Source organism: Pseudoalteromonas spongiae UST010723-006 (assembly GCF_000238255.3).
Lineage (GTDB): Bacteria > Pseudomonadota > Gammaproteobacteria > Enterobacterales > Alteromonadaceae > Pseudoalteromonas > Pseudoalteromonas spongiae.
Genome location: NZ_CP011039.1, coordinates 287,391 through 310,230, shown reverse-complemented (window position 1 = coordinate 310,230; position 22,840 = coordinate 287,391). Strand labels below are relative to the sequence as shown.

Genomic DNA, 22,840 nt, shown 5'->3' with positions numbered 1-22,840 from the left:
CCTAAGCAAGGAGTTTCGTACTTTGAGCATTGATTTCCAACTAAATGTTGATCAAACACCGGTGCAAAAAATTGCGCACCCCATGTTAGCTGAAAATAACATCACCCTATTTGTAAAACGCGATGACCTGACGCATCCGTTAATAAGCGGTAATAAATGGCGCAAACTTAAATATAACCTGCACTATGCGCATAAAAACAAAATAAACAACTTGCTGAGTTTTTCAGGCGCTTTCTCAAATCATTTATATGCGTTAGCGGGCGCGTCGCGCTTATTTGGGTTTAACACAGAAGTAATTGTACGTGGGCCAGAACTTGATGCTAACAATCCCTGTTTAAAGTTCGCCAGCGCTTGCGGCGTAAAACTAACACCAGTTAATCGCATTACTTACCGAAAGCGTTACGAGCAAGATTATTTATCTGAATTACAAACACAACGTCCACACAGCCTAATCATTCCAGAAGGTGGTAGCAACCAACTCGCAATGCAAGGCGTTATAGAACTCGCACAAAGCTTGCCACACACAGAGCAAGTTTGGTGTGCTGTGGGTAGCGGCGGCACCTTAGCAGGGTTGATTGAAGGCCTGCCCAATAGCACTCAAATTTATGGTGTTGCGGTGTTAAAACAGGCAAATTATTTAAACGATGAAATCCAAAAGCTTAGCCTTAAAGCTAAACAACAAAATAATTGGCATTTATTCACCGAATATCACTATGGCGGCTACGGTAAATTTACCGATGAATTGTGGCAGTTTTGCCAAAGTATGCGCGCGCAGTTGCCACTTGAGCCCATTTACACCGGTAAATTACTATTCACAATTTTCAGCCAAATAAAGCAAGGGATTATAAAACCAAACACTCGCATTATGGCGATTCACACCGGCGGCCTACAAGGATTGACAGGATTGAAATACCGAAAGCTAATTTAACCACCTCAATTGGGGGGTTAGTTTAAGCCCAGTGCAATATTGCTTTCGCCTTGCTGAAAGTAGCGCCCACTAGCACCAGAAAAATGATGTTCTGCAAGCAAGTTAAGTTGGTATTTATTTGCTACGCCATTTGCGTATAACTGCAACTGGTATTGATTGGCAAAATCAGCAACGGCGGTCAGTAAGCTTTCTTGTTGCTCATGAGGCAGCTGAAAGCAATCGCTGTCTAAACTTATCCCAGTTAAATAATTCACACCTTTTTGCTCCGCTAATAATGCACCATGACAATGCTCGAGCAAAATAGCAATATTATGCTTTTTAACAAATTTAAGTTGTGCTGAGATTTTATCAAATTCGTTAACGAATACGCTTTCAGGCAATGAAAAACGGATCACTTGGGTATGCCCCGCTTGGTCTACCAATTTCACTAGCTCATTTATTGCATTAGCACTTTGCCAAGTAGAAAGATCCAAACACAAAGAGACAGGTTCGCTACCTGGGTCTTGTGCAAGTGTTTTAATTAGCTGGCGCATTAAATGAGAATCGAGCGCAATTAACTTATCTGGCTCAATACAGCCCAACAAACACTGTTTGGCATCACACAATCCAATTTTTTGATGGCGAATCGTGATACCAACTTGATGAAATAACAAAGCCTCACCATGCACGCTAAACACCGGCTCAAAAACCAGTAAAAACTGCTTATTTAACAAGTCACTCAGCATATCTGGCAGCGAATATTGTAATAGCACAAGATTAGTTTGATTTAGCTTTAGGGTGTGGCAAGGGTCATGCTGTTTTGTTTTCGCAATAGCTAATGCAAGCTCTGCAAGTTGATATACATTCAACTGCTGACACGGCTCGCGATACAAACAAGCACCAAATGCAATGTCGCTATACTGCGCCATAACTTCACTAAAAAGTGTATTAAATCGGCTTTCATCGCACACATTTGGACATTTAATAGTAATGCTTATACGCTCGCCTTTAAGTTGCTTGCAAGATACAAAGTCACTGGCGAATGCGTTTTTTAAGCGCTCACCTAACTCCTGCAAATTATTAATAGATGCACCACTAACCAATACAAACACATCAAACGCATTGCTGTTTAATGCATAAACAGGGGAAGCTTGGCGTTTAAATGAAATTTGCGGAGGCAGTTTTAATAGTGCGCCGGATGACGCGCGGTGGATAAATAACAGAAGTAATATGGCGGCAATTGCACCACACACAATAACAGCGGTAAGACTTTCTAAGAACCAATAAGCAACAAAACACGCCCAAAGCGCAAAAACAACGTAGAGTATATAAAGAATACGACTAAAGTTGTTCCACATTGCACATCCGCCACACCTACTCACTATACATAAGTGTTAACGAGGTTAGCGAGATGCGCAAGTGAGCAGTGGCGGTTACTTTAGCCGTTCGCTGAGTAATTTATTAAGCTCTAGAATTTGTGCTTTTAACTCAAGCACTTCACCTTTGGTGGCAGGTTCATCTAATTCGTCAGTATTTTCTTTTACAAAGTTATCGTGCTCTTGGGTCATCACTTCAAGCACCACACCCACCATCATATTTAAGAAAATAAACGCAGTTAAAAAGATAAATGACAAATAGTAAATCCAACTTAGCGGGTACACCGCCATGGTTTCGTACATTACATCTGTCCAGTCTTCAAAGGTGGCTACACGGAACAGCGTAAGCATTGAAATCGATACATCGCGCCAAAGGGTTGGGTTAATTTCACTGAACATCATGCTACCAACAGCGGCATAAATGTAGAAAATTACAAACATTAACAGGGCGATGTAGCCCATGCGCGGAATCGCTTTAATCAGCGCATTCACCAGCATTCGTAGCTCTGGCACCATAGAAACCAAACGCAGCACACGGAAAATACGCAGTAAACGCGCAATAAACACCGTTGAACCCGCAACAGGCAATAAACTACCTATCACAATGATGGTGTCGAAAATATTCCAGCCCTTAGAGAAAAACGCTTTTGGTCCTTTTGAAGCAATAAAGCGAATTGCAATTTCTACCGCAAAAAATACTGTAATGCCTTTGTCTAAAAGCAGTAAGAGATTTTCCATCCACACAGGCAAGGCATACGTATGCGCACCAACACTCAGTGCCGATACCACAATGACAAAAATAACAAAGGCTTGAAACGCTTTACTGTCGTCGATTCGTTGAAATTGGCTTTGCATGGCCGTGAACATACTGAATTTCTCTTACTGGTTAGCAAAATAAAAAACGCATTATAACCATCCATTAAGCGAAGATCTAACGGATAAATTAGCGCACTGTAACAACATGTTATGCGCTAAAAGCAGCGGTTAAAAAATTATGCTTTATGCCGCTTGTTGCCCTTTATGGGTTTTATTAAAAAGTGATAAAGTGAGTTTTTTTGCTATCAAGAACTCTTATGCGCATTATTCACACATCTGACTGGCATCTTGGCCAGAGCTTTTTTAATCAGTCTCGGCAAAAAGAGCACCATTTATTAATCAAATGGCTAGCTGAGCAAGTTAAAGCGCAGCAAGTAGATGCGGTGATTATCGCAGGAGATATTTTTGATACTGGCACGCCACCAAGTTATGCGCGCAGCCTCTACAGTGAACTTATTTTGGCGATGCAAGCGGCAGATTGCCAGCTGATTGTAACCGCAGGCAATCACGATTCGGTAGCTACCCTTAACGAGATTAAAAGCTTAGTAAAAGCGCTTAACTGCCATGTGGTATCGCAAGCCAGTGAAAATGTAGCAGAGCAAATCGTCGCTATCACTAAAGCGGAAAAAACCTTAGGTTATGTCTGTGCCATTCCATTTTTACGCAGTAAAGACATTATCACCAGCCACGCCGACGAAAGCATAAAAGAAAAACAAGACAACCTTGCCAAAGGCATTTACGAACACTTTGAAAATACCTTTAAGGCCGCGCAAACATTAAAAGCAGATCAAGATATACCGATAATTATGACGGGCCATTTAACTGCGGTAGGCGCATCTAGCTCAGAGTCAGTGCGCGATATTTATATCGGCCATCTGTCAGGTATAAACGCACATCAACTGCCAAACGCTGATTACATCGCCCTTGGTCATATTCACGGCGCTCAAAAGGTCGGTAAAGAAGGTAATGTGTTTTATAGCGGCTCGCCAATCGCCCTTAGTTTTGATGAATTAAAACACGCAAAATCGGTCAACTTGGTTGAATTTGAAGGGCAAAATGTGTCGCAAATAAACAAACTTGAAATCCCGCGCTTTCAAGCAATGCAAGCCATAAAAGGCAACCTCGCCGAAATTAAAAACGCATTAACCGTATTTGCAGAGCAAACTGAAACAACCTGGCTGAGCATTGAAGTTACCACCGACGACTATATTAGCGACCTGCAAAATACCGTGTTAGATCTCACCAAAGACCTGCCCGTGGAAGTATTACAACTAAAACGTGCGCGCAAACATGTAGCTAAACTTAGCCAACAAAAGCAAGAAAACCTGTCTGAAATAACCCCTTTAGAGGTTTTTGAGAAACGTATTTCACTTGAAGAGTTTACAACAGAGGACGATCTAGCCCGTAAAGAGCGCCTAACCCAGCACTTTATTTCACTGCTGAATACGGCAAAAGGAGCGCAGTCATGAAAATATTGTCACTGCGTTTTGCCAATTTAAACTCGCTAAAAGGTGAGTGGAAAATCGATTTTAACAAAGCGCCATTTGCCGAAAGCGGCATTTTTGCTATCACCGGGCCAACTGGCGCCGGTAAAACCACTATTTTAGATGCCATTTGCTTAGCACTTTACAACAGCACGCCAAGGCTTGGTGCAATCAGCGCAAGTAATAATGAAATAATGACCCGAGGCACCAGTTACTGTTTAGCTGAGGTTGAATTTGCCGTAAACCAAGGTGTGTATCGTGCTTTTTGGTCAATGCGCCGCGCCCGTAATAAGCCAGACGGCAACTTACAACCAGCGGAAGTAGAGCTAGTTGAAGTGGCGAGCAATAAACCTATTGCCGCACAAATTAAAAAGAAAGATCAGCTAATCGAGTCACTCACTGGCCTTAACTTTGCCCGCTTCACAAAATCCATGATGTTGTCACAGGGGCAGTTCGCCGCATTTTTACAAGCCAAAGAAGCCGACCGCGCCGAATTATTAGAAGAACTCACAGGCACCGAAATTTATGGCCAAATTTCGCAATTAGTACACCAACGCTTTGGTGAAGCACGCGATGCACTTAATGTAATAAGTGCTAAAACAGAATCGCTCGAACTGTTACCAGAAGAGCGTATAAATGAAATAAACCAGCAATTTAGTGAGCTACAAACACAGCAAGCTAATTTAAAAAGCGAGCTTACCAGCCTGCAAGCAAAACGCGATTGGCATAACCAGCTTATACAAAACCAACAGCGTTTAGAAAAACTGCAACAGCAAAAAGCGCAACTTGAAAATGAACTTGCTGAAAAACAGCCAGAGCTAACGCGCCTTGAAACTGCCTTGCCCGCACAAAAACTCGCGGTTGATTTAGATAAACTCGCATCGTTAAACACTGCCAAGCAAAGCCAAATTGCCAGTATTGAAAGTTATCAACAACAAGCAAACTTGCGCGCAAACGAGCAAGCAAAGGTAGTTGAGTTAAATTATTCCCTAGCCACTAAACTCGATACTGCCAAGCAAGCGCAAAAAGAGTTATTTGAGCTTATTGATAATAAGGTAACCCCACTCGATAACCAACTTGCGCATAGCAAAAGCAAATTAAGCGAGTTAAATCAGCAGCTAGAAAGCTTGTATATACAAAAAAAAGAACTAACTGAAGCGCTGCAACAAAGTGAAAGTAACATTCAGTGCCTTGAAACTGAAAAGCAGCAACTTGCCGCAAGTTTTGATCAAACCATAAATATAGAGCAATTTGAACACCAGCTTTCAGAGTGGCTTGATGAGCACGCTAAGCTGCAACTAAACGCACAGTCTTTGCAGCAGCAACAAAACCAACTAACCGAGTTAGCCGAAAGCAAAACCGCTCTAAACCAAGCAATTGGCGAGCAACAAACAGGCATCGCAAAAGAGCAAACAAAACGTGAACAGCGTCAGCTTCAAGTTACTCAGTTACAAACACAGTTAAGTGAATTTGGTGACAACAGTGATATTGATGTGTGTGAAAACATAATAAACTCACTTAAACAGACGTTAGATAAAGCCAAAACTGCAAAACAACAGCAAATTCAGTGGCAACAAATAACAAACGAAATCTTTGCGGATAAAACGCAAATTAAAACATTACAGAGTGCCCAGCCTGAGCTAGAAGAGCAGCTTGCTTCACAAAATGCGCTGCTGAAAGCTCAACAACAAAGTTTAGATACCTCACTGCGCTTACAAAATGCCGAAGCCCAATTAGCACAACTGCGACAAGATTTAGAAGAAGATACCCCCTGCCCGCTTTGCGGTAGTGCTCAGCATGACTTAAGTCATTTTGAGGCTGGTAACTCGTCAGGTGATGAAAACACACAGATCGCAACGCTTAAACAAGAGATAAGTGACTTACAACAAAACGTGATTGAGCTTTCCGCAGCACTTAGCAGTAATGCCCAACAAATTGATGCATTAAATACCGCAATCACGAATAAAACCCAGCAACTAGATTCAATCGCCACAACTTGGTCGATTGAACAGATTGCGATTAGCGATGAAACCGCTTTGCTGACGTTTATTGAGAAAACAGAGCAACACCTTGCAACTGCGTTACAAAACCATGAACAAGTTAAAGCAATAAATACTCAGTTAACCGAGGCGCAACAAGCAGAACGCGAGATAAGCCATCAAATACAATTACTGAGTGAAAAACTTAATAGCACTACTGAGCAATTACAAAACCTAACCGCCAAAGAGCAAAAGCTATTAACAACCTTTGATGAGCAGCAAAAAGCTTACACCTCAGCGCTTACAGAGCTTGTATACACAATCAATAAGTGTGGATATTCCTGCCAAGAAGACGATTTAGCCAACTGGTTTAACGAACAGAAACAGCAATTAAATACACTTAAAACACAGCATAAAAAATACCAACATCTACAACAGCAGCTCGCTCTAGCACAGCAGGCACGCAACCATTTAACACAGCAGCAAATGGATATTGCAAAGCAACAAAGTGAATTAAAAAATCAGCACGAAACCACACAGCAGAAAATTGCCGAGCAAGCACACACACGCCACGAGCTGTTTGGCGATAAATCGACCATAACTGAAAAGCAACAATCACAAGCACACTTAGAGGCGCTTCACACTGAAGTAAAAGCCGCTGAAACACACGCCCAACAAATTAATTCTGCGCTCACCAAGCTCAACGGTCAGCTAAGCGAAAAACAAGATCAACTTAATGATACCAATGTGCAATTAAGTGAACTGAAAACCAAGCTCACTAAATTACTGGAGCAAACCCCTTATGCGACCATTGAGGCGGCGCAACAAGCACGCTTACCAGTTGATGAGTTTGATAAACTAGCCGAGCTTAAACGCCAATTAGATGCTGCACTTACACTTAATAGCGAGCAAATAAATACTGTTGAAAATGAGTTAAAAACTCAACAAGCACACGAATTTAATACGCTAAACCTAAATAGCCAGCAACTACAAAGTGCCTTTGACGAACTAAATGAAACACTTGGTCAAACCAACCAACAACTGGGGTTACTGAGCAACCAAATTAATGAAAATACAGCGCGACAAGACAAACTTAAAGATTTAAAACACGAGCTCGATTTACTAAACCGCGAATATCAAGATTGGCATTATTTACACGGTTTAATTGGCTCGCAAAAAGGCGATAAGTTTAGAAAATTTGCCCAAGGGCTAACGCTTGATAATTTGATTTACCTTGCCAATCGACAACTTGAAAAGCTCACTGGCCGCTACCTATTAAAACGCAAAGAAGATCAGTCGTTAGAAATGCAAATTATCGACCTTTGGCAAGGCGAGCAAGTGCGCGATACCAACACCCTATCTGGCGGTGAAAGCTTTTTAGTGAGCCTAGCTTTGGCGCTCGCGCTTTCAGATTTGGTTAGTCATAAAGTGAGTATTGACTCACTGTTTCTAGATGAAGGTTTTGGCACACTTGATAAAGAAACCCTCGATATCGCCCTTGATGCGCTCGATAACCTAAATGCCAGCGGCAAAACCATTGGCGTAATAAGCCATATCGATGCGATGAAAGAGCGCATACCAGTGCAAATTAAAGTGCGTAAAAAGTCAGGTTTAGGCATCAGCGAACTCGACCGCACCTATAAGTTTGATACAATAGCCAGCGAAACCAGTTAAGAGATTTATCCATGTCACAAGCTTTTGTTGTTGAACTTGAAGAGCAACCGATTGAATTATGTAACTTATTAAAGCTACTCGACCTTGTTGAGTCTGGCGGCCAAGCAAAAATGCTAATTGCCGACGGCTATGTTGCTCTTAATGGTGAAATTTGCCTACAAAAACGCAAAAAAGTATACGCAGGTGACACGGTAGAATTCGACGGCCAACTGTTCCAAGTTGCCGAATTTTCAGGCGAAAGCGCTGAGAGTGACTACCAAGAAAGCGAGTCATTTGAAAACGACGTTCAAGATGATGACGCAGTTGAATATCAGCCAGTACCAGAGGTGATTGAAGAACCAAAAGCAGCAACTCCAGCGAATAATCCGTCACCTGCAAAAGCGAAAAAAGCAGATAAAAAACCAGCCGCTAAAAGCGCAAAAGCCAAAGATAAAAAAACGGGTAGAAAACCGATATCGTTTGGGTAAAGGGTTCGATTTTAAGTTTCATTTGCTTGGCTATTTATTTACTTTTGACCCTAGAGTGAATTGATAGCCTAGTTATCGTGCTAGCAGCATCATCTTTGAATTGTAATTAAAGCACTTGCCTCCCTGCATCTATCTTGCGTCATCCATGACGCACTCGTTCATTCTTTTTAAACGGCCAAAAAGAACGAACCAAGAAAAAGCCGCCCCTAAAAATCAAACTAATCTTCAAAAGATATTTAAATGTGAACATAAACGCCATGAAGCAACATCCCTGTTGTACATGGCTTGCTCGACCGCTTCGCTCCCTGTCTCGCATTATTCATTTAAATCCCTTATTCAGGTTTGATAAAAGGGGGAAATGGCACAAATTCAACTTCTGTGAATATTGTTACATTCACTTTTTTATATTTTCCCATCATCACAAACTATACTGCACACCTTTTATTTAAAAGTGTAAATTTAGACCAAGTAATAAAAATTCATAATTGGCAATAATTTATAATATTTGATAAAAAGATAGAAAGTTGTAAGCGTGAAGGTTGTTGGCGGAAAATACCCAATCATTCAATGCAGCGTCGATGTTCAAAAGGGAGTAATGTGAATATTTTCTGTAAAGTTATAAACAAAGAAGTTAAAGAAAAAATACCAGAAAATTCTGAGCCAGAAAAAATAGAAAACAGTATTTCTGATCAGGATTTACAAAGGTTATATGCTGTAGAATTTAAAAGTCAATCTTATTCATCGTTTTACAATACCACTATGGAGAAAGATAAGAGCATTTTAACTCTTTCGGTCGCTGGAATTGGTTTTTTAATTACATTGTTAAAGCTATCTGACACTCTTAACCATTACGATATGGCGTTTTTTCTGTTGCTACGATAAGCTTTTTAGCTTCAATTTTCTGTATTGTTACCTTATTTGGAAAAAATGCTGATTTCATTGTGGACTTGGCGCAAGAAAAAGATGTAGCTGTAAAACAACATGTTTTAACACAATTGGATACATGGGCTATAAGGACTTTCTATTTGGCAATTATTATGTCGGTATGTTTAGGCGTCTCGACTTCATCTACACTTTTTTTAAAAGGCGGAAAGAAAATGACAAAAGAAGCTAATAGGAGCAAAACTATTGAAAAACAGGCAACTCGTGCAAATGAAAGTTTTAATCAAGCTGTCGATTTAACAAGAAGCTATCAACAAGCTACCAGCTTTCAAGATAGCTTTCAGGGAGCAGTTAGCTTACAGGCAAAGACTAGCGCTCAAACAACACAAAATAACAATTCTGGTGCGGCTGCAATGATGCCAAACACAAATAGTGACAAAAAATAGGAAACCAGCTCAATAAAATAATGAGAATATCGTGATTGTTAAATGCATTGCTTAGCTTCACTCCCTCACCCCTTAAATCAAACCAGAAAAGATTAAATTGAAGAGCAATTGCCAGCATGGATGCTGGCAAAAGTATGCTTGAGCCATGGATGGCGATTGCATACTGTTTGCGTTCATTTCAATTTATTCTTTGAGGAATCAGTTTGATTTCGGGGCGGCTTTTTCTTGGTTCGTTCTTTTTGGCCGTTTTAAAAAGAATGAACGAGTGCGCCATGGATGGCGCAAGATAAATGCAGGGAGGCGAAGCTAAAAAAGCAAAAGCCAGCTCACTTACTCAATGCCATCCCCAAGGGCTTAAAATACGCTAACAACGCCTCATAAATCCTTTGTCGATGGGTTAAGTCTGGAAACACTGGCATTACATCTGGGTTGGTTGTGCCCGCGACCAAATAGCTGTTTTCAATATCAGGGCAAGTCTCTACTGCTGCTTCAAAAGCCCGCGCCATCATTTCGGTGGGCAGTGAAAAGTAGTTTCTTGATAAGGCTAAGTCGGCTTTTACACTGCGGGCGACAAAGTCGTTTTTATCTTGGCCGTCGTCGCTTAACAGCATGGCGCTAAAAATATTTATTAGGCGATCATTTAACGGGTGGGCAATTTGTGTTTTGTTTTTCAGCCAGCAGTCGCTGGCGAATAAAATGCGGTTTGGCAAGAGCTCTGCATCATTAATATCAAAAGCTTTGTCGGCGATGTAATGATCAAAGGCATGCCAAAACTCGTGGGCAAGCGCCCCTGCTCCTGCGTTTTTAGCCAGTGCCAGCTCGCGATAATGAGGGGCATAATGCGCTTGCACGCCCTTTCGTCCACCACTACCAAAGGCAAGGTTTAAGTTGCCACGCAACCCCATTGCTTGTGGCGGTAATGCCAATATGTAAGCTAAATCAGCCAGTGCATCGAATACTAAATTAGCGGCAAGATCTCTTTCTTCGCGCGTTACCCAGCTACCCACTCGAATATTCCCCATGCCAAAGGTGTGTTTTATATCTAAAAACGACACTTGTTCGCCATGGCGATAGTCTGGCCCTTTGCGGGTTTTGTATTTAAAGCTGGTTAACTTCAAGTTGGCTCTAATCTATTTAATCGAGTTCGGGTTATTTAATTTGCTGCTGGTATTATCCAATAAAAAAGGGTAACTGAGTTACCCTTTTTCACGTTTATGTATTGGCTTACTTATGCAAGTAGTGGCTCTAATACATCAAAGAAGCGTTCTAGTTCTTCGATTGTGTTGTAGTGCATACAACCAATGCGAATAACACCGCCGTTATCTAACACGTTAAGCTGTTGGCATAAGCCTTTGGCGTAGAAGTTACCGTCCCACACACAAATATGCTCTTTACCTAAGTGCTCGGACACTTGGCGTGGTGTTACACCCGCAATGGTAATTGCAAAGGTAGGTGTACGCTCAGCTAAACGAGACAGATCAGAAATACCGTATAAGGTTACTGATTTATACTTTGCGATACGCTCAAGGAAGTACTTAGAAAGCGCATCTTCATGCTGTTTAGCATTAGCAAAAGCCACTTCTAAACGCGTGCGCAGTGGCTCGCTTTCAGCCAGCTCGCTTAAGCTTGCTATGTATTCAACAGCTTGAATAAAACCTGCCATTGCTTCAAAGCTCTGCGTACCCGTTTCCCAACGACCAGGAATTAAATCGGTTGCTGGTTCTACTTTATATGGCGTAAAACCTTCTAAGTGTTCACGTTTACCGTAAACCATGCCTAAGTGTGGGCCAAAGAATTTATATGCAGAACACGCTAAAAAGTCACAATCAAGTGCTTGTACATCCACCAGCATGTGCGGTGCATAATGCACAGCATCAACATACACTAGCGCACCTACTTGGTGTGCCATATCAACAATCGCTTTAATATCGTTGATAGTACCTGTAGTGTTTGATGCGTAAGTTACAGCAACAAGCTTAGTCTTTTCATTGAGTAATGATTTTAACTGCACTAAATCAAGGCTACAGTCTGCGGTATCCACTTCTAATGCGTGAACTTTTACGCCTTTATCGTCTGCTGCTTGCTGCCAGCTAGATACATTTGAGAAGTGATCTGCATTAGTTACGATAATTTCGTCTCCCGCTTGCCAATCACGGCTAATTGCACGGCTAAAGCTAAAGGTAAGGCTGGTCATATTCGGGCCAAACACAATTTGCTCTTTGCTTGGTGCATTTAACAATGTTGCTGCACTTTCGCGTGCTTTATTTACTAGGTCAACCGTTTGGTGGCTTGAGAAAAATGCGCCACCTAAGTTTGAATTATAACGACCTAAATAAGCTGACATGGCAGTTAAAACACTTTGCGGTACTTGTGAGCCACCTGGGCCATCTAAAAATACCGGTGATTTACCAGCTACTTCCTGCATTAACGCTGGAAACTGCTTACGGATTTTAGTTAATTGCATTATCCGTTCCTACGCTGTTAATACAAAGCAGTCTAGGTAACCTACTTTATCGTTGTCGATTTTGTTCATTGGTGTCGCGTTGTGCCATACCTGACGGTCATTCACCATGGCAAACATGCCATCTTTAATTTCCATTTTGAAACATGGCTCTGCATCGCGTGATTCGTAAACTAGTAGCTCACCACCTTCAATATTGCTGTGTGACACGCCAGCAACACAAACATGGTCAAAACCATCTTGATGAACACCTTCTGGTGCAGGTGGCGTGTCTGCATCAATAGCTAACATGCGGAACTGATGAATTTCGATATCAGTATCGCTAGCAATACCTGACATTTCGATAAATTGGTTAACTAAATGCTGCATACCGTCAGTCGCTAACAGCGACTCTTCAAGGTTTTCGTAAGTACGTTCAATGTTGCCTTGGAATTGGTTAATTGAGTCATCTTGAACAAATGCTTTAGTTGGTTGCAGGCTTAATTTGCCATCAACAAGTTTAATTACAGAGTAACGGCGTAAACGAAATGCACCGTCGGCATATGGGTTTGCCGGTAAGTTATCAAAAGAAGGTTTTAGCTGCTCGATAAATGCTTGCTCAATAAAACGCAATTGCAGCAGATTCTGGTTGTTTACTTTCGTCATAACACGCTCGCAGATGATGAATTATAAATCGCGGAGATCTTAGACGGTTTTAACAGGTTTTTTGTGGTTTATATTTCACAAATGCAGGACTAATTAGATTAAAAAATCCAATTTAAACGCAGAAATTAAATATTACATTCAATTTAAAATTTAATTACTGAAAACACTTATTAAGCGAAGCGTTAAATATAGGGTAACAGCGACCATCAGTATGAAAATTAGAGTAAGAATTCTAATAAAGATCTTAGCTAATTTATGTTTAACACGTGAGAACCATGATGCATCGGCGGGAATATGCCCATCATACAAGCTAAAGCTGGCGATAAAAAAGTAACCGAGCAAACTCCAGCCAAGTAGCAAAATAAAGCTCACTTGGTAGTTGTTCATTTGTGGATTGTCTAGTAGTAGCGAAGCACCTAACAAGGCTCCGCACGTAATGGCAAATAAAACCATAATGCCTCGCCAAGCATTTAAACGCTTAGCGAGGTTCACAAAATGATGTTGTAGCTTAGTTACACTCATCGCTAAGCGACTTTTTGTCAACTACAGGAGATTTGCTCTCTACACCATGTTCATCATTTTTAATCAGGTTTTCATGATTATCAACGCGTTGTTGCCATTTTTCCTTAGCCATGGTCTGCATGTTAAAGGTTTGGTCGCGCTCATCCACAATTTCCATACCCATTAGGCTTTCAATCATGTCTTCTAACGTCACAATACCTTGTACATCACCGTATTCATCTACGATTAGGCTGATATGAATGCGTTTTTCTAATAACGTATGTAGCAAAGTGTGAACGTGCAGGGTTTCAGGCACGGTATAAATTGGCTTAACTAGCTTAGCAATTTTGTAATCTTCACCAAGGCGGTGATATGCCAGCATGATGTCATTTTTGTGCACAAAACCAATGATGTCGTCAGAATCTTGGTCAAACACGAGTACGCGTGAAAATGCTACGCTACCGTGTTGTTTAAGATACTCATCTACTGTTAAGTCTTTGTGTACTTTAAACAATACTGTGCGCGGAGTTAACAAGGTATCCAACTTTAAATGGCGGAATTTTAAAAGGCTGCGAATTAGCTCGCTTTCTTCTTGATGAAGTGCACCTGCTTCGCTACCCATTTCAGCCATCGCTTCAATTTCAGCACGAATATAGTGGCTTTCGCTTTGCTTGCTGCCGAGCATTTTGGTAATGATGTCTGAAAGCCAAATAAACGGCTTTAATAAGCGAACCATTACTACAAGTGACGACGATACAATTGGCGTAAGCTGACGCCAATAGTTTGCACCTAACGTTTTTGGAATAATTTCAGACAGCACTAACACCAGTAGTGTCATTACCGCAGAAGCAATACCAATTGCCGCATCACCAAATACCGCGGCAGCTTGAGCACCTACACCTGCAGCACCGGCTGTGTGCGCAACCGTATTTAAAGTAAGAATCGCCGCTAACGGCTGATCTACTTTTTCTTTTAATGAGTTAATGCGCGCAGCAAGTTTTGGTTTTTGCTTTTTTAAACTGGCGACATAGCTTGGGGTAATACTTAGTAATACCGCTTCCATTATTGAACATACAAACGAAATGCCTATAGCTAACAGCATATAGGTAATTAACAAAGCCACAGTAACCTCTCGAATCATGGCGAATAATAATTTCAGTCACTAGTTTACCCAATTAAACCAGTGCTGCGTACAACAACCGCATTTTAATTGTATTAATTTATAAACAGCGATAAACCATAACAATTAAAGCCCGTTACAAAATCGATTAACAATCGTTTTCGTTGTTCACCATAATTGGGCTGCAACTCAACGAGTTCAAGCATACATTCATACTTTTTTTCGCTATGATTTCGTCACGCATTTTCATAAGGACTCACAATGAAAAAATCATTTTTAGCAGCAATGCTCGGCGCTTATTTTATTTCTCCTGTAGCGCATGCTGAAGCAATTGATGCAAGTAAGATTAACTACTTAGGCCCAATTGCGCCGCAAAACGCACTCAAGCCATTTGAAACAAACCGTAAAAACGCCATTTTAACCAACCTAAAGCAAAGCTTAACAGCCGACCAAAAGTCAGTTTCGTTTTTTGGTAATACACTAAAATGGCAAAACTTAAGCAAGGTAAATGCACTAACTGAACCTGGCTTACAAGCACTTAAGTTCACATTAACAACAACGCGCTTCACACCTGCAACACTTAAGTTAGATGGTGTTAAAGAAGCGAGCTTTTATCTTAATGGCGAGTTGCTCTCTAAAAAAGGCGACGCTTATAAACTACCGCTAACAACAGGACAACACCAAGTAATCATTATTACTGAAAGTGTTGAAGATTGGGGCAAGGTAGCTTTAGATTTAACCAGCGAAATTGAAGAGAGCAAAATCAGTGTTTCTACTGATGCGCCAAACACACTAAGCGCAAAACAATTATTTGATAGCAAAACCGTTAGTAACCTAAGCATTTCACCAAACGGTAAGCACTTAATTTGGCAAACGCGCAGCTATAACGATAAAAATGCAAATAAGGCAATTAGAGAAACTGTTATCAAGTCGGTAAAAGACAACGAGATTGTTTACTCATTACCAGCTAACGCCAGCAATTTTGCTTGGTCAGACGATAATATTCACCTTGTATACACAAGCAGTAAGGTGCTTTATAAACTAAACCTTAAAACGCTAACCACCAGCGCATTAAGTGAAGATCTATCTGGTATCAGCAATGTCGATTTTTATGATAACGACACGCTTATTTTTACTTGGGTTAAACGCCCTGAAAAGTCGACATCGCTTACTAAGTATTATCATGGTTTAGAAGATCGCTGGTCGTATGCACGCAATAAAACCAGTGTTTACTTATACGATGTAAATTCAGGCTTAATGCGCCAAGTTAGCCCAGCTGAATTTAGTGTTAGCTTACAAGATTTTGATAACGAGCGCGGTACGCTGTTATTAAGCCGTTCTATTTCTGATTATGCTGCACCGCCACATATGCTAACAGAACTGCTGGAATACAACTTAAAAGACAATAGCCAAACTACTATTGGCAAGTACCGCACTTTTAATAGTGCGCAGTATTCTAGTGATGGTTTATACATTACCGCTGGCCCTGAATTCCGTGAAAAAGCAGGTAAAACGGTTGCTGACTCTCAGCTTAGTAACAATTACGACACGCAACTGTATTCAGTAAGCTACGATGGTAAAAACATCACCGCGTTATCAAAAACATTTGATCCAAGCATTGGCCAATTTAGCGTATTAAAAAATGACGATGTGATTTTAAATGTCGGTGAAGAAGACAAACGCCAGCTATATGTATTTGATGAAAGTAAAAAGCGTTTTAATAAAGTAAAAACGAATCTTGACGTAATTGAACGCTTTAGTGTGTCTAATGAGAAGTCACCTACCCTTGTTTTCGCTGGAACTGGCGCACAATTGCCACAACAAGTGCAGTTAAAAACTAAACTCTCTAATACTAAGTCAAAAACCTTATTTAATAGCAAAAAAGCATTCTACGCTAATACCCAATTGCCAAGTTTGGAAGAATTTAATTTCACTAACGATCAAGGTACTGAAATTAAAGGGCGCGTTTACCTACCAAGTAACCTTGATAAACAAAAGCAATACCCTGCGTTAGTTTACTACTATGGCGGTACTTCACCTGTAAATCGCGCATTTACCGGCCGCTACCCATTTAATTTATGGGCAGAAAATGGCTATGTGGTTTACGTATTACAACCTACAGGTGCAACTGGCTTTGGCCAAGATTTCTCAGCTAAACACGTAAATGCATGGGGTGAATACACAGCCAATGACATTATTAAAGGCACTCAGGCATTCCTAGATAAATACAGCTTTGTTGATAAAACTAAAGTAGGTAATTTAGGTGCCTCTTACGGTGGCTTTATGACTATGTTGTTGGCAACCAAAACAGATATGTTTAGCGCATCAATTTCCCATGCGGGTATTTCAAATATTACCTCTTACTGGGGCCAAGGTTGGTGGGGTTACTTATATTCGGGTGAAGCCTCTAAAAACAGCTTCCCGTGGAATAACGCTAAGCTTTATTCAGAGCACAGCCCAGTATTTAACGCTGATAAGGTAAAAACACCGTTATTACTTATTCATGGTGATGCTGATACCAATGTACCTGTAGGCGAGAGCCACACTATGTACACTGCCTTAAAGCTACTAGGTCAAGATGTTGAACTAGTTGAATATAAAGGCGCAGACCACCAGATTTTTGCGCGCGATAAACGCTTCCATTGGTGGAATACCATGCTTGCATATTTCGACAAACATCTAAAAGAACAACCACAATGGTGGAACGACTTATATACACAAAAATAAGATTTAAGTATTACTAAATAATAACGGCCCACAATGGGCCGTTATTATTTCTGTACACATGCATTTTGTGACATAACATTTCTATTTTTCATTCAGTGCAAAATTGGTGATAATATTGCTTCGGGCAGAAAAACACATTAACGAGCATTATGACAATACAAGTACTTCTAGTTGAAGATGACTCCTTGCTAGTAAGGCGCATTCAATCACATTTTAGCAATAGTGATTTTAGTTTTGTGGTAGACGAAACCGGCGCAAATGCAGCTGAAATCATTCGTTCTAACCACGAAATCAAACTAGCGATTGTTGATATTGTACTGCCGCAGGTAGACGGCCTAGTGCTCGCTAAAGAGATAAATCTAGTTTCCGATATCGGTGTGGTTGTACTTTCAAGCCGCGATTCGCAAGAAGATCGCATTTTAGGGTTAGCACAAGGTGTAGATGACTACATTTGTAAGCCAGTTGATTTACTTGAGCTAGAGCTAAGATTAAAAGCGCTTGCTAAGCGTCTTAACTTGTTTCAAACCAATGACGAATACATTGAATATTCAGATATCAAAGTGCACCCAGAACATCGCACACTTATCATTGCCAGTGGCGATGAAATACGATTAACTGAAGCAGAACATAAAGTACTAATTTCATTAATAGGTAATGCTGGTAAACCAACTAGCCGTGAAAAACTATCGGAAGAAATCGGTCAATCTGACTGGAGCCCATCAGACAGAACCGTTGATGTATTAGTTGGTCGCCTACGCAAAAAACTCGGCGATGAAAAAGAACAAAAGCGTATTGTTACAGTACGTGGCAAAGGCTATATGATTGCCCTAGGTTAATGATAACAATTTACTTAACTAGCGAATAAACATAAAAAAGGCCGCTTTTGCGGCCTTTTTTAATTGATTAATGTTAGCTTTTTACCAAGTGCCAAGTTTTGAATTTTCGTAAGCTGCTAATCGCGCTTTCGCTGCATCAACAAAGTAATCTTTATCCCACGCCTCTTTAACTGCTTTTTCTTGCATATCAATGGCTTCTTCAAATTGACCTAATTTTGCATAGGCCGCTGCCATGTATTCATATGCCCATGGGTCATCTTTCTCATCAACCACTTTTTTGGTTAATTCAATCGCGTAATTTAGCTCACCTTGATTATGTGAGTCGCGCGCATAAACACCAGCAAGTTCACGCATTGCAATATAATCACCCTGCTCAGAAGCGGCGGTTAGCCACTCTTTTGCTTGATTAAGCTGCTCTTTGTTTGCGTTCGTTTTTTGTAAAACACATTTTGCAGCCAAGGTTTGTGCTGGTGTATGACCAAGGTCCGCTGCAGTACCTAAAATACGCAAATTACAACCCGAGCCTAACAACATAAGTGACGCAAAATCACCGCCTTGCGCTGCTTTTAAACGCCAGTAGCTCGGCATTTCTTCACGCGGTTTGGCAATAATCTTTTTCAGTTTTACATTTTGGCGATTAAGGTAATTTGAGTAGGTATTATTTCGCGTTTCATTGTTATAGAAAAACTCAGCTAAAAATGGACCATATTCAGCTTGTTCATCGCCGCTTACCAAGACGTGCCAGTTATTCATAGTTTTAACTGCCAGTTCATCGAGTTCTTTCGGTGCTTTATAATCACCAGTTGCCTCAAAGCGAAGCGTATTACCTTGCTTATCTAACCATACTAAATATGCAAAGTTATAAAAATCTTCCTCGAGCTGAGTGTTATTAGAAAAGTTATCGGCATTGCTCGCGAGTAAATTCGCCTCACCTTGTGAACTTGAAACCGTGTCGTCTGGTAAATAAGCCACCTTCAACATGTTGTCGTCGCTCATTAACTCTAACATATCAGCTAATTCTGCTTGTGCTTTGCTGTTGCCACGCTTTGCTTTAGCAAGTAATTGTTTGTGTTTGCTCGCTAGCTTTTTACGCGTTTCTTCTGGAATATCTGTACGTTTAAACATGCCGCTAAACTGCGCTTGGCTAAACTTTCGTAATGTACCGCCCACTTTTAAGATTTGGTAACGTGAATTTTCAAGTTTTTCACGTACACTCTGTGCAAATTCATCAGTAGGATAGCTTTGTAACAACTGCATATCTCGCACAATACCATTGCGGTCGATATCAAATAGATATCGCGCCATACCTGGAATACCCTCTTTAAATAAACTACCTGGGTACTTAGCTTCTGGATTTTCAGTGCGTTTAGGTGGCGGGTTATACGCACGGCCAAATGGCAATGCATAACGAATATTCTTGCTACCAGCTTTACCATAAAAACCAATTAATTCATCTGCTTTGGCTTTTGCAGCTTTGGTTTGCGCTGGGGTTAAGCGGCGTTCAACTGTTTTTAATGCTTGCCTTGCTGTTAGAAAGCCATTTTCAATGGCTACGGCTAAGTATGCGTATGCTAAAACGGGGTCTTGCGGTACGCCCTGTCCGCGTAAGTATTGAACACCCAAATTAAATTGGCTTTTACCATGACCGAGGTGAGCTGTTTTTTGAAAAAGTTTAAAGGCTTGCGCGTAGTCTTGATTGAGATAGAGATCCATCGCGCGATCAGCATTTGCGCTTGCTGAAAAGCTTTGACCCACCAATAAAATACCGGCTATTACACTCGCTAACTTTTTCATTTCAACTCCTGTCAATTGCACCAAACTTCATGTTAACAGCTGGTTAATAGTGGTGCAACTGAGGAAACGCCTAAGCTGCAGTATTTATACACGTGTGAGCGTATTTAATAGTCGCTCGAAGGCACGGTAACTAATCGCCTCTTTAATATGTGTCAGCGCAACCGTTTTTTCAGCGGCTAAATCAGCAATGGTGCGCGCTACTTTTAGCACACGATGATACGACCGCGGCGATAAATCGAGCTTATCAGTAACAAGTGCCATAAACGCTAAGCTTTCATTATCGAGAGTAACGACTTGATCAAGTTCGCTATTGCTAAGTAATGCATTTAACTTGCCCTGACGTTGGTATTGTCGCTGTTGCGCGGCAACAACCCGATTACGAATAATCTCAGAGCTTTCGCCTTGCTGTGTTGACTGTAATTCGTGGGTTTTTAGTTTAGGAAGTTCTACTTGCAAATCGATTCGATCAAGAAATGGCCCTGAGACACGACTTAAGTATTTAAGAATTTGTTCTGGCGATGCGCGATTATCACGATGACACCCTGTAGGGCTGGGGTTTAACGCACAAATTAGCTGAAAATTAGCTGGGAACTCTGACTGCCTTGCTGCGCGCGATATAGTGACTTTTCGTGTTTCTAATGGTTCACGCAAACTGTCTAATACTTTGCGTTCAAACTCAGTAAGCTCATCTAAAAATAGCACGCCATTATGGGCAAGGCTGATTTCACCTGGCTTGGGATTAGAAGAACCACCAACCAAAGCAACCGCAGAGCAAGTATGATGCGGTGCACGAAACGGCCTTACCTGCCACTCACTGTTGTTGATAGTTTTACCGATAATTGAATAGACAGTTGCAGTTTCAAGCGCTTCAGATTCAGTAAGTGGCGGCATAATGGTCGCCATTCGTGCTGCCAACATGGATTTTCCAGTACCAGGCGGACCAAGAAACATTACATTGTGTTTTCCCGCTGCAGCTATTTCAAGTGCGCGCTTGGCCTGAGCTTGACCTTTTACTTCTGCCATATCAATTGTGTAGCGCGAAGTTAACGCTTCAGCTTGTGGGCTATTTAAAGTAAATTCAATCGCTTGCTGGCCCGTTAAGTCTTGGCAAACCTGATTTAAACTACTGGCATGCTTGGTATTGCAGTTTGTTACCAACGCCGCTTCACTGGCGTTGAACGCTGAAATATAAACCGTTTTGCCACTATTAACGTTTGCGATTAACGACGATAGCAGCCCCAACACCGGACGAATTTCCCCACTTAAAGACAGTTCGCCAAAAAATTCAAGTTGTCGCAAATCGAGCTGGCCCAATTGATTAGAAGCCAACAAAATACCAACTGCTATGGCTAAATCGAAACGGCCACCTTCCTTCGGTAAATCGGCAGGCGCTAAATTTACAGTAATGCGTTCCTGCGGAAATTTAAATTGGCTGTTGATGATTGCGCTGCGCACACGATCTTTAGCTTCTTTAACTGATGCCTCAGGCAAACCGACTATGGTAAATTTAGGTAGGCCACTGGTGATATGTATTTCAATGGTAACAAGCGGGGCATCCATCGCGACTTGTGCGCGAGAATAAACACAGGCAAAAGACATTCCATTGTCCTTAATTTATTTCTTTCTTTTAGTGTAGCGTATATTTAACGCTCAGCTGCTTACTTTTCTTTATTGTATTTAAACACGTGTAGGCTCCAGCCCCACTTTATTGCGCCCATACGTAAGCTTAATGTACCTAGCATTCCCACCAACATGGCAATATTTGTTGATACGCCTAAGTTCAAACTTTGAGTATACAAAATACCACCAAAAATACAGGTAGTTGCATACAGCTCACTTTTTAAAACCATAGGTGTGGTACGCGCAAGTACGTCACGGATCATGCCACCAAAACAGCCGGTAATTGTGCCCATTACAATTGCGGTTAGGTCTGGCATGCCTAAACTTAACGCTTTTTGCACCCCCATAACTACAAAAAATGCCAACCCTAATGCATCAGCTATTTCAAGCAACACTTGTGGAAAGCCGCGTTGACGATTGAGCCATACAATGGTGATGGCGCTAGCGATAAAAATCGAAATCAAATATGTGGGATCTTTTAACCAAAAAACCGGCACATCTAAAATCACATCGCGCGTTGTACCGCCGCCTATTGCAGTCGCGGATGCTAAAACCACTACACCAAAGCCATCTAGTTTCTTTTTATAAGCGACAAGTGCACCAGAAATCGCAAAAACGGCAACGCCAAATAAATCAATCCAATGGAATAACGAATCCATAATTAACCTGCTTGCTGCGCTAACGTTTCAAGCACATCGATAGCTTTGTTTGCATCTTGCTTGGCAACTAAAATATGGTCGTGATAAAAGCCCGCGATCACATTTGCGCTAATCCCATGCTTTGCTAACGCACTTGAAAATGCCGCCGTTAAGCCTACCGCATCAAGGCTTGAGTGAATTTGCAGTGTGATTAACGAAAATTCTGAAGCATATTCTAACTGCCATTCCACGGCTTGTTGTTTGGTGAGAACTAACGTCACTCCTTCAGGCTCGTTGATGCGCGCAAATACCTTATCCATATCAAACGCTTCAACATTTGATACAGATACAAATACATAGCTTTGCGGCTGTAACAGCGGTCGCATATTTTTTATCAGTAGTTGTAAGTTCGTTTCGCCAAACATAATTATTTTCCTGTATAAAAAAAGGCTGTAAACACAGCCTTT

19 protein-coding genes are annotated in these 22,840 nt (G+C 41.1%); 8 read left to right on the top strand and 11 right to left on the bottom strand.

Annotation, left to right across the window (positions count from 1 at the left end; genetic code table 11):
- Positions 1-22 precede the first annotated feature (22 nt).
- On the top strand, positions 23-928 hold the full coding sequence (locus PSPO_RS01495; protein ID WP_010561210.1) for a 1-aminocyclopropane-1-carboxylate deaminase/D-cysteine desulfhydrase: 906 nt from the start codon (positions 23-25) through the stop codon (positions 926-928).
- 17 nt (positions 929-945) lie between these two features.
- Here the strand turns inward: PSPO_RS01495 and PSPO_RS01490 are convergent, their stop codons facing one another.
- Complete coding sequence (locus tag PSPO_RS01490) at positions 946-2,265, bottom strand: EAL domain-containing protein (RefSeq protein WP_010561211.1); 1,320 nt, start codon at positions 2,263-2,265, stop codon at positions 946-948.
- Between the two features lie 75 nt (positions 2,266-2,340).
- Positions 2,341-3,150: an ion transporter gene (locus PSPO_RS01485; RefSeq protein ID WP_010561212.1), complete on the bottom strand. Its 810-nt coding sequence runs from the start codon at positions 3,148-3,150 to the stop codon at positions 2,341-2,343.
- A 206-nt stretch (positions 3,151-3,356) separates the two neighbouring features.
- On the opposite strand from PSPO_RS01485, the gene sbcD reads away from it, so the two are divergent.
- The 5 genes from sbcD (at position 3,357) to PSPO_RS21545 (ending at position 10,031) form a co-directional block, all read left to right on the top strand.
- On the top strand, positions 3,357-4,568 hold the full coding sequence (gene sbcD / locus PSPO_RS01480) for an exonuclease subunit SbcD (protein ID WP_010561213.1): 1,212 nt from the start codon (positions 3,357-3,359) through the stop codon (positions 4,566-4,568).
- Complete coding sequence (locus PSPO_RS01475) at positions 4,565-8,236, top strand: AAA family ATPase (protein ID WP_010561214.1); 3,672 nt, start codon at positions 4,565-4,567, stop codon at positions 8,234-8,236. Before sbcD ends, PSPO_RS01475 begins: the two co-directional genes overlap by 4 nt.
- An 11-nt stretch (positions 8,237-8,247) precedes the next feature.
- On the top strand, positions 8,248-8,703 hold the full coding sequence (locus PSPO_RS01470) for an RNA-binding S4 domain-containing protein (protein ID WP_010561215.1): 456 nt from the start codon (positions 8,248-8,250) through the stop codon (positions 8,701-8,703).
- Between the two features lie 597 nt (positions 8,704-9,300).
- A complete protein-coding gene (locus PSPO_RS01465; RefSeq protein WP_010561216.1) occupies positions 9,301-9,585 on the top strand; it encodes a hypothetical protein in 285 nt (94 codons plus the stop codon).
- A gap of 59 nt (positions 9,586-9,644) precedes the next feature.
- The gene (locus PSPO_RS21545) at positions 9,645-10,031 is read left to right on the top strand and encodes a hypothetical protein (RefSeq protein WP_148665215.1); all 387 of its coding nucleotides are present in this window, start codon (positions 9,645-9,647) and stop codon (positions 10,029-10,031) included.
- Positions 10,032-10,357: 326 nt separating this feature from the next.
- Here PSPO_RS21545 and PSPO_RS01455 read toward each other — a convergent pair whose 3' ends face one another.
- The 5 genes from PSPO_RS01455 to PSPO_RS01435 all read right to left on the bottom strand — a co-directional run bounded on the left by PSPO_RS01455 (position 10,358) and on the right by PSPO_RS01435 (position 14,761).
- The gene (locus tag PSPO_RS01455) at positions 10,358-11,149 is read right to left on the bottom strand and encodes a CLCA_X family protein (protein ID WP_010561218.1); all 792 of its coding nucleotides are present in this window, start codon (positions 11,147-11,149) and stop codon (positions 10,358-10,360) included.
- Positions 11,150-11,259: 110 nt separating this feature from the next.
- Positions 11,260-12,495, bottom strand: coding sequence for a cysteine desulfurase-like protein (locus PSPO_RS01450; protein WP_010561219.1), 1,236 nt, complete (start codon positions 12,493-12,495; stop codon positions 11,260-11,262).
- 9 nt (positions 12,496-12,504) lie between these two features.
- On the bottom strand, positions 12,505-13,137 hold the full coding sequence (locus tag PSPO_RS01445) for a 2OG-Fe dioxygenase family protein (RefSeq protein WP_010561220.1): 633 nt from the start codon (positions 13,135-13,137) through the stop codon (positions 12,505-12,507).
- A gap of 150 nt (positions 13,138-13,287) precedes the next feature.
- Positions 13,288-13,659 carry a hypothetical protein gene (locus PSPO_RS01440; protein WP_010561221.1) on the bottom strand — a complete coding sequence of 124 codons (372 nt, stop codon included), beginning with the start codon at positions 13,657-13,659 and terminating at the stop codon, positions 13,288-13,290.
- Positions 13,646-14,761 carry a CNNM domain-containing protein gene (locus PSPO_RS01435; RefSeq protein WP_051320889.1) on the bottom strand — a complete coding sequence of 372 codons (1,116 nt, stop codon included), beginning with the start codon at positions 14,759-14,761 and terminating at the stop codon, positions 13,646-13,648. Before PSPO_RS01435 ends, PSPO_RS01440 begins: the two co-directional genes overlap by 14 nt.
- A 258-nt stretch (positions 14,762-15,019) precedes the next feature.
- Between PSPO_RS01435 and PSPO_RS01430 the strand changes: the two genes are divergently transcribed.
- Together PSPO_RS01430 and PSPO_RS01425 are read left to right on the top strand one after the other, a co-directional pair.
- Positions 15,020-17,485, top strand: coding sequence for an alpha/beta hydrolase family protein (locus PSPO_RS01430; RefSeq protein WP_010561223.1), 2,466 nt, complete (start codon positions 15,020-15,022; stop codon positions 17,483-17,485).
- A gap of 149 nt (positions 17,486-17,634) precedes the next feature.
- Positions 17,635-18,321, top strand: a complete 687-nt coding sequence (locus PSPO_RS01425; protein ID WP_010561224.1) for a response regulator transcription factor — start codon at positions 17,635-17,637, stop codon at positions 18,319-18,321.
- 81 nt (positions 18,322-18,402) lie between these two features.
- On the opposite strand, the gene PSPO_RS01420 is transcribed toward PSPO_RS01425, so the two are convergent.
- From PSPO_RS01420 to PSPO_RS01405, 4 genes are all read right to left on the bottom strand, one after another.
- The gene (locus PSPO_RS01420; protein ID WP_010561225.1) at positions 18,403-20,115 is read right to left on the bottom strand and encodes a TonB family protein; all 1,713 of its coding nucleotides are present in this window, start codon (positions 20,113-20,115) and stop codon (positions 18,403-18,405) included.
- 84 nt (positions 20,116-20,199) lie between these two features.
- Positions 20,200-21,714 (bottom strand): YifB family Mg chelatase-like AAA ATPase, encoded by a 1,515-nt coding sequence (locus PSPO_RS01415; protein ID WP_010561226.1) that lies wholly within the window; start codon positions 21,712-21,714, stop codon positions 20,200-20,202.
- A gap of 59 nt (positions 21,715-21,773) precedes the next feature.
- A complete protein-coding gene (locus PSPO_RS01410) occupies positions 21,774-22,394 on the bottom strand; it encodes a trimeric intracellular cation channel family protein (RefSeq protein ID WP_010561227.1) in 621 nt (206 codons plus the stop codon).
- 2 nt (positions 22,395-22,396) lie between these two features.
- Positions 22,397-22,798: an ACT domain-containing protein gene (locus PSPO_RS01405; protein ID WP_010561228.1), complete on the bottom strand. Its 402-nt coding sequence runs from the start codon at positions 22,796-22,798 to the stop codon at positions 22,397-22,399.
- Positions 22,799-22,840: the final 42 nt, after the last annotated feature.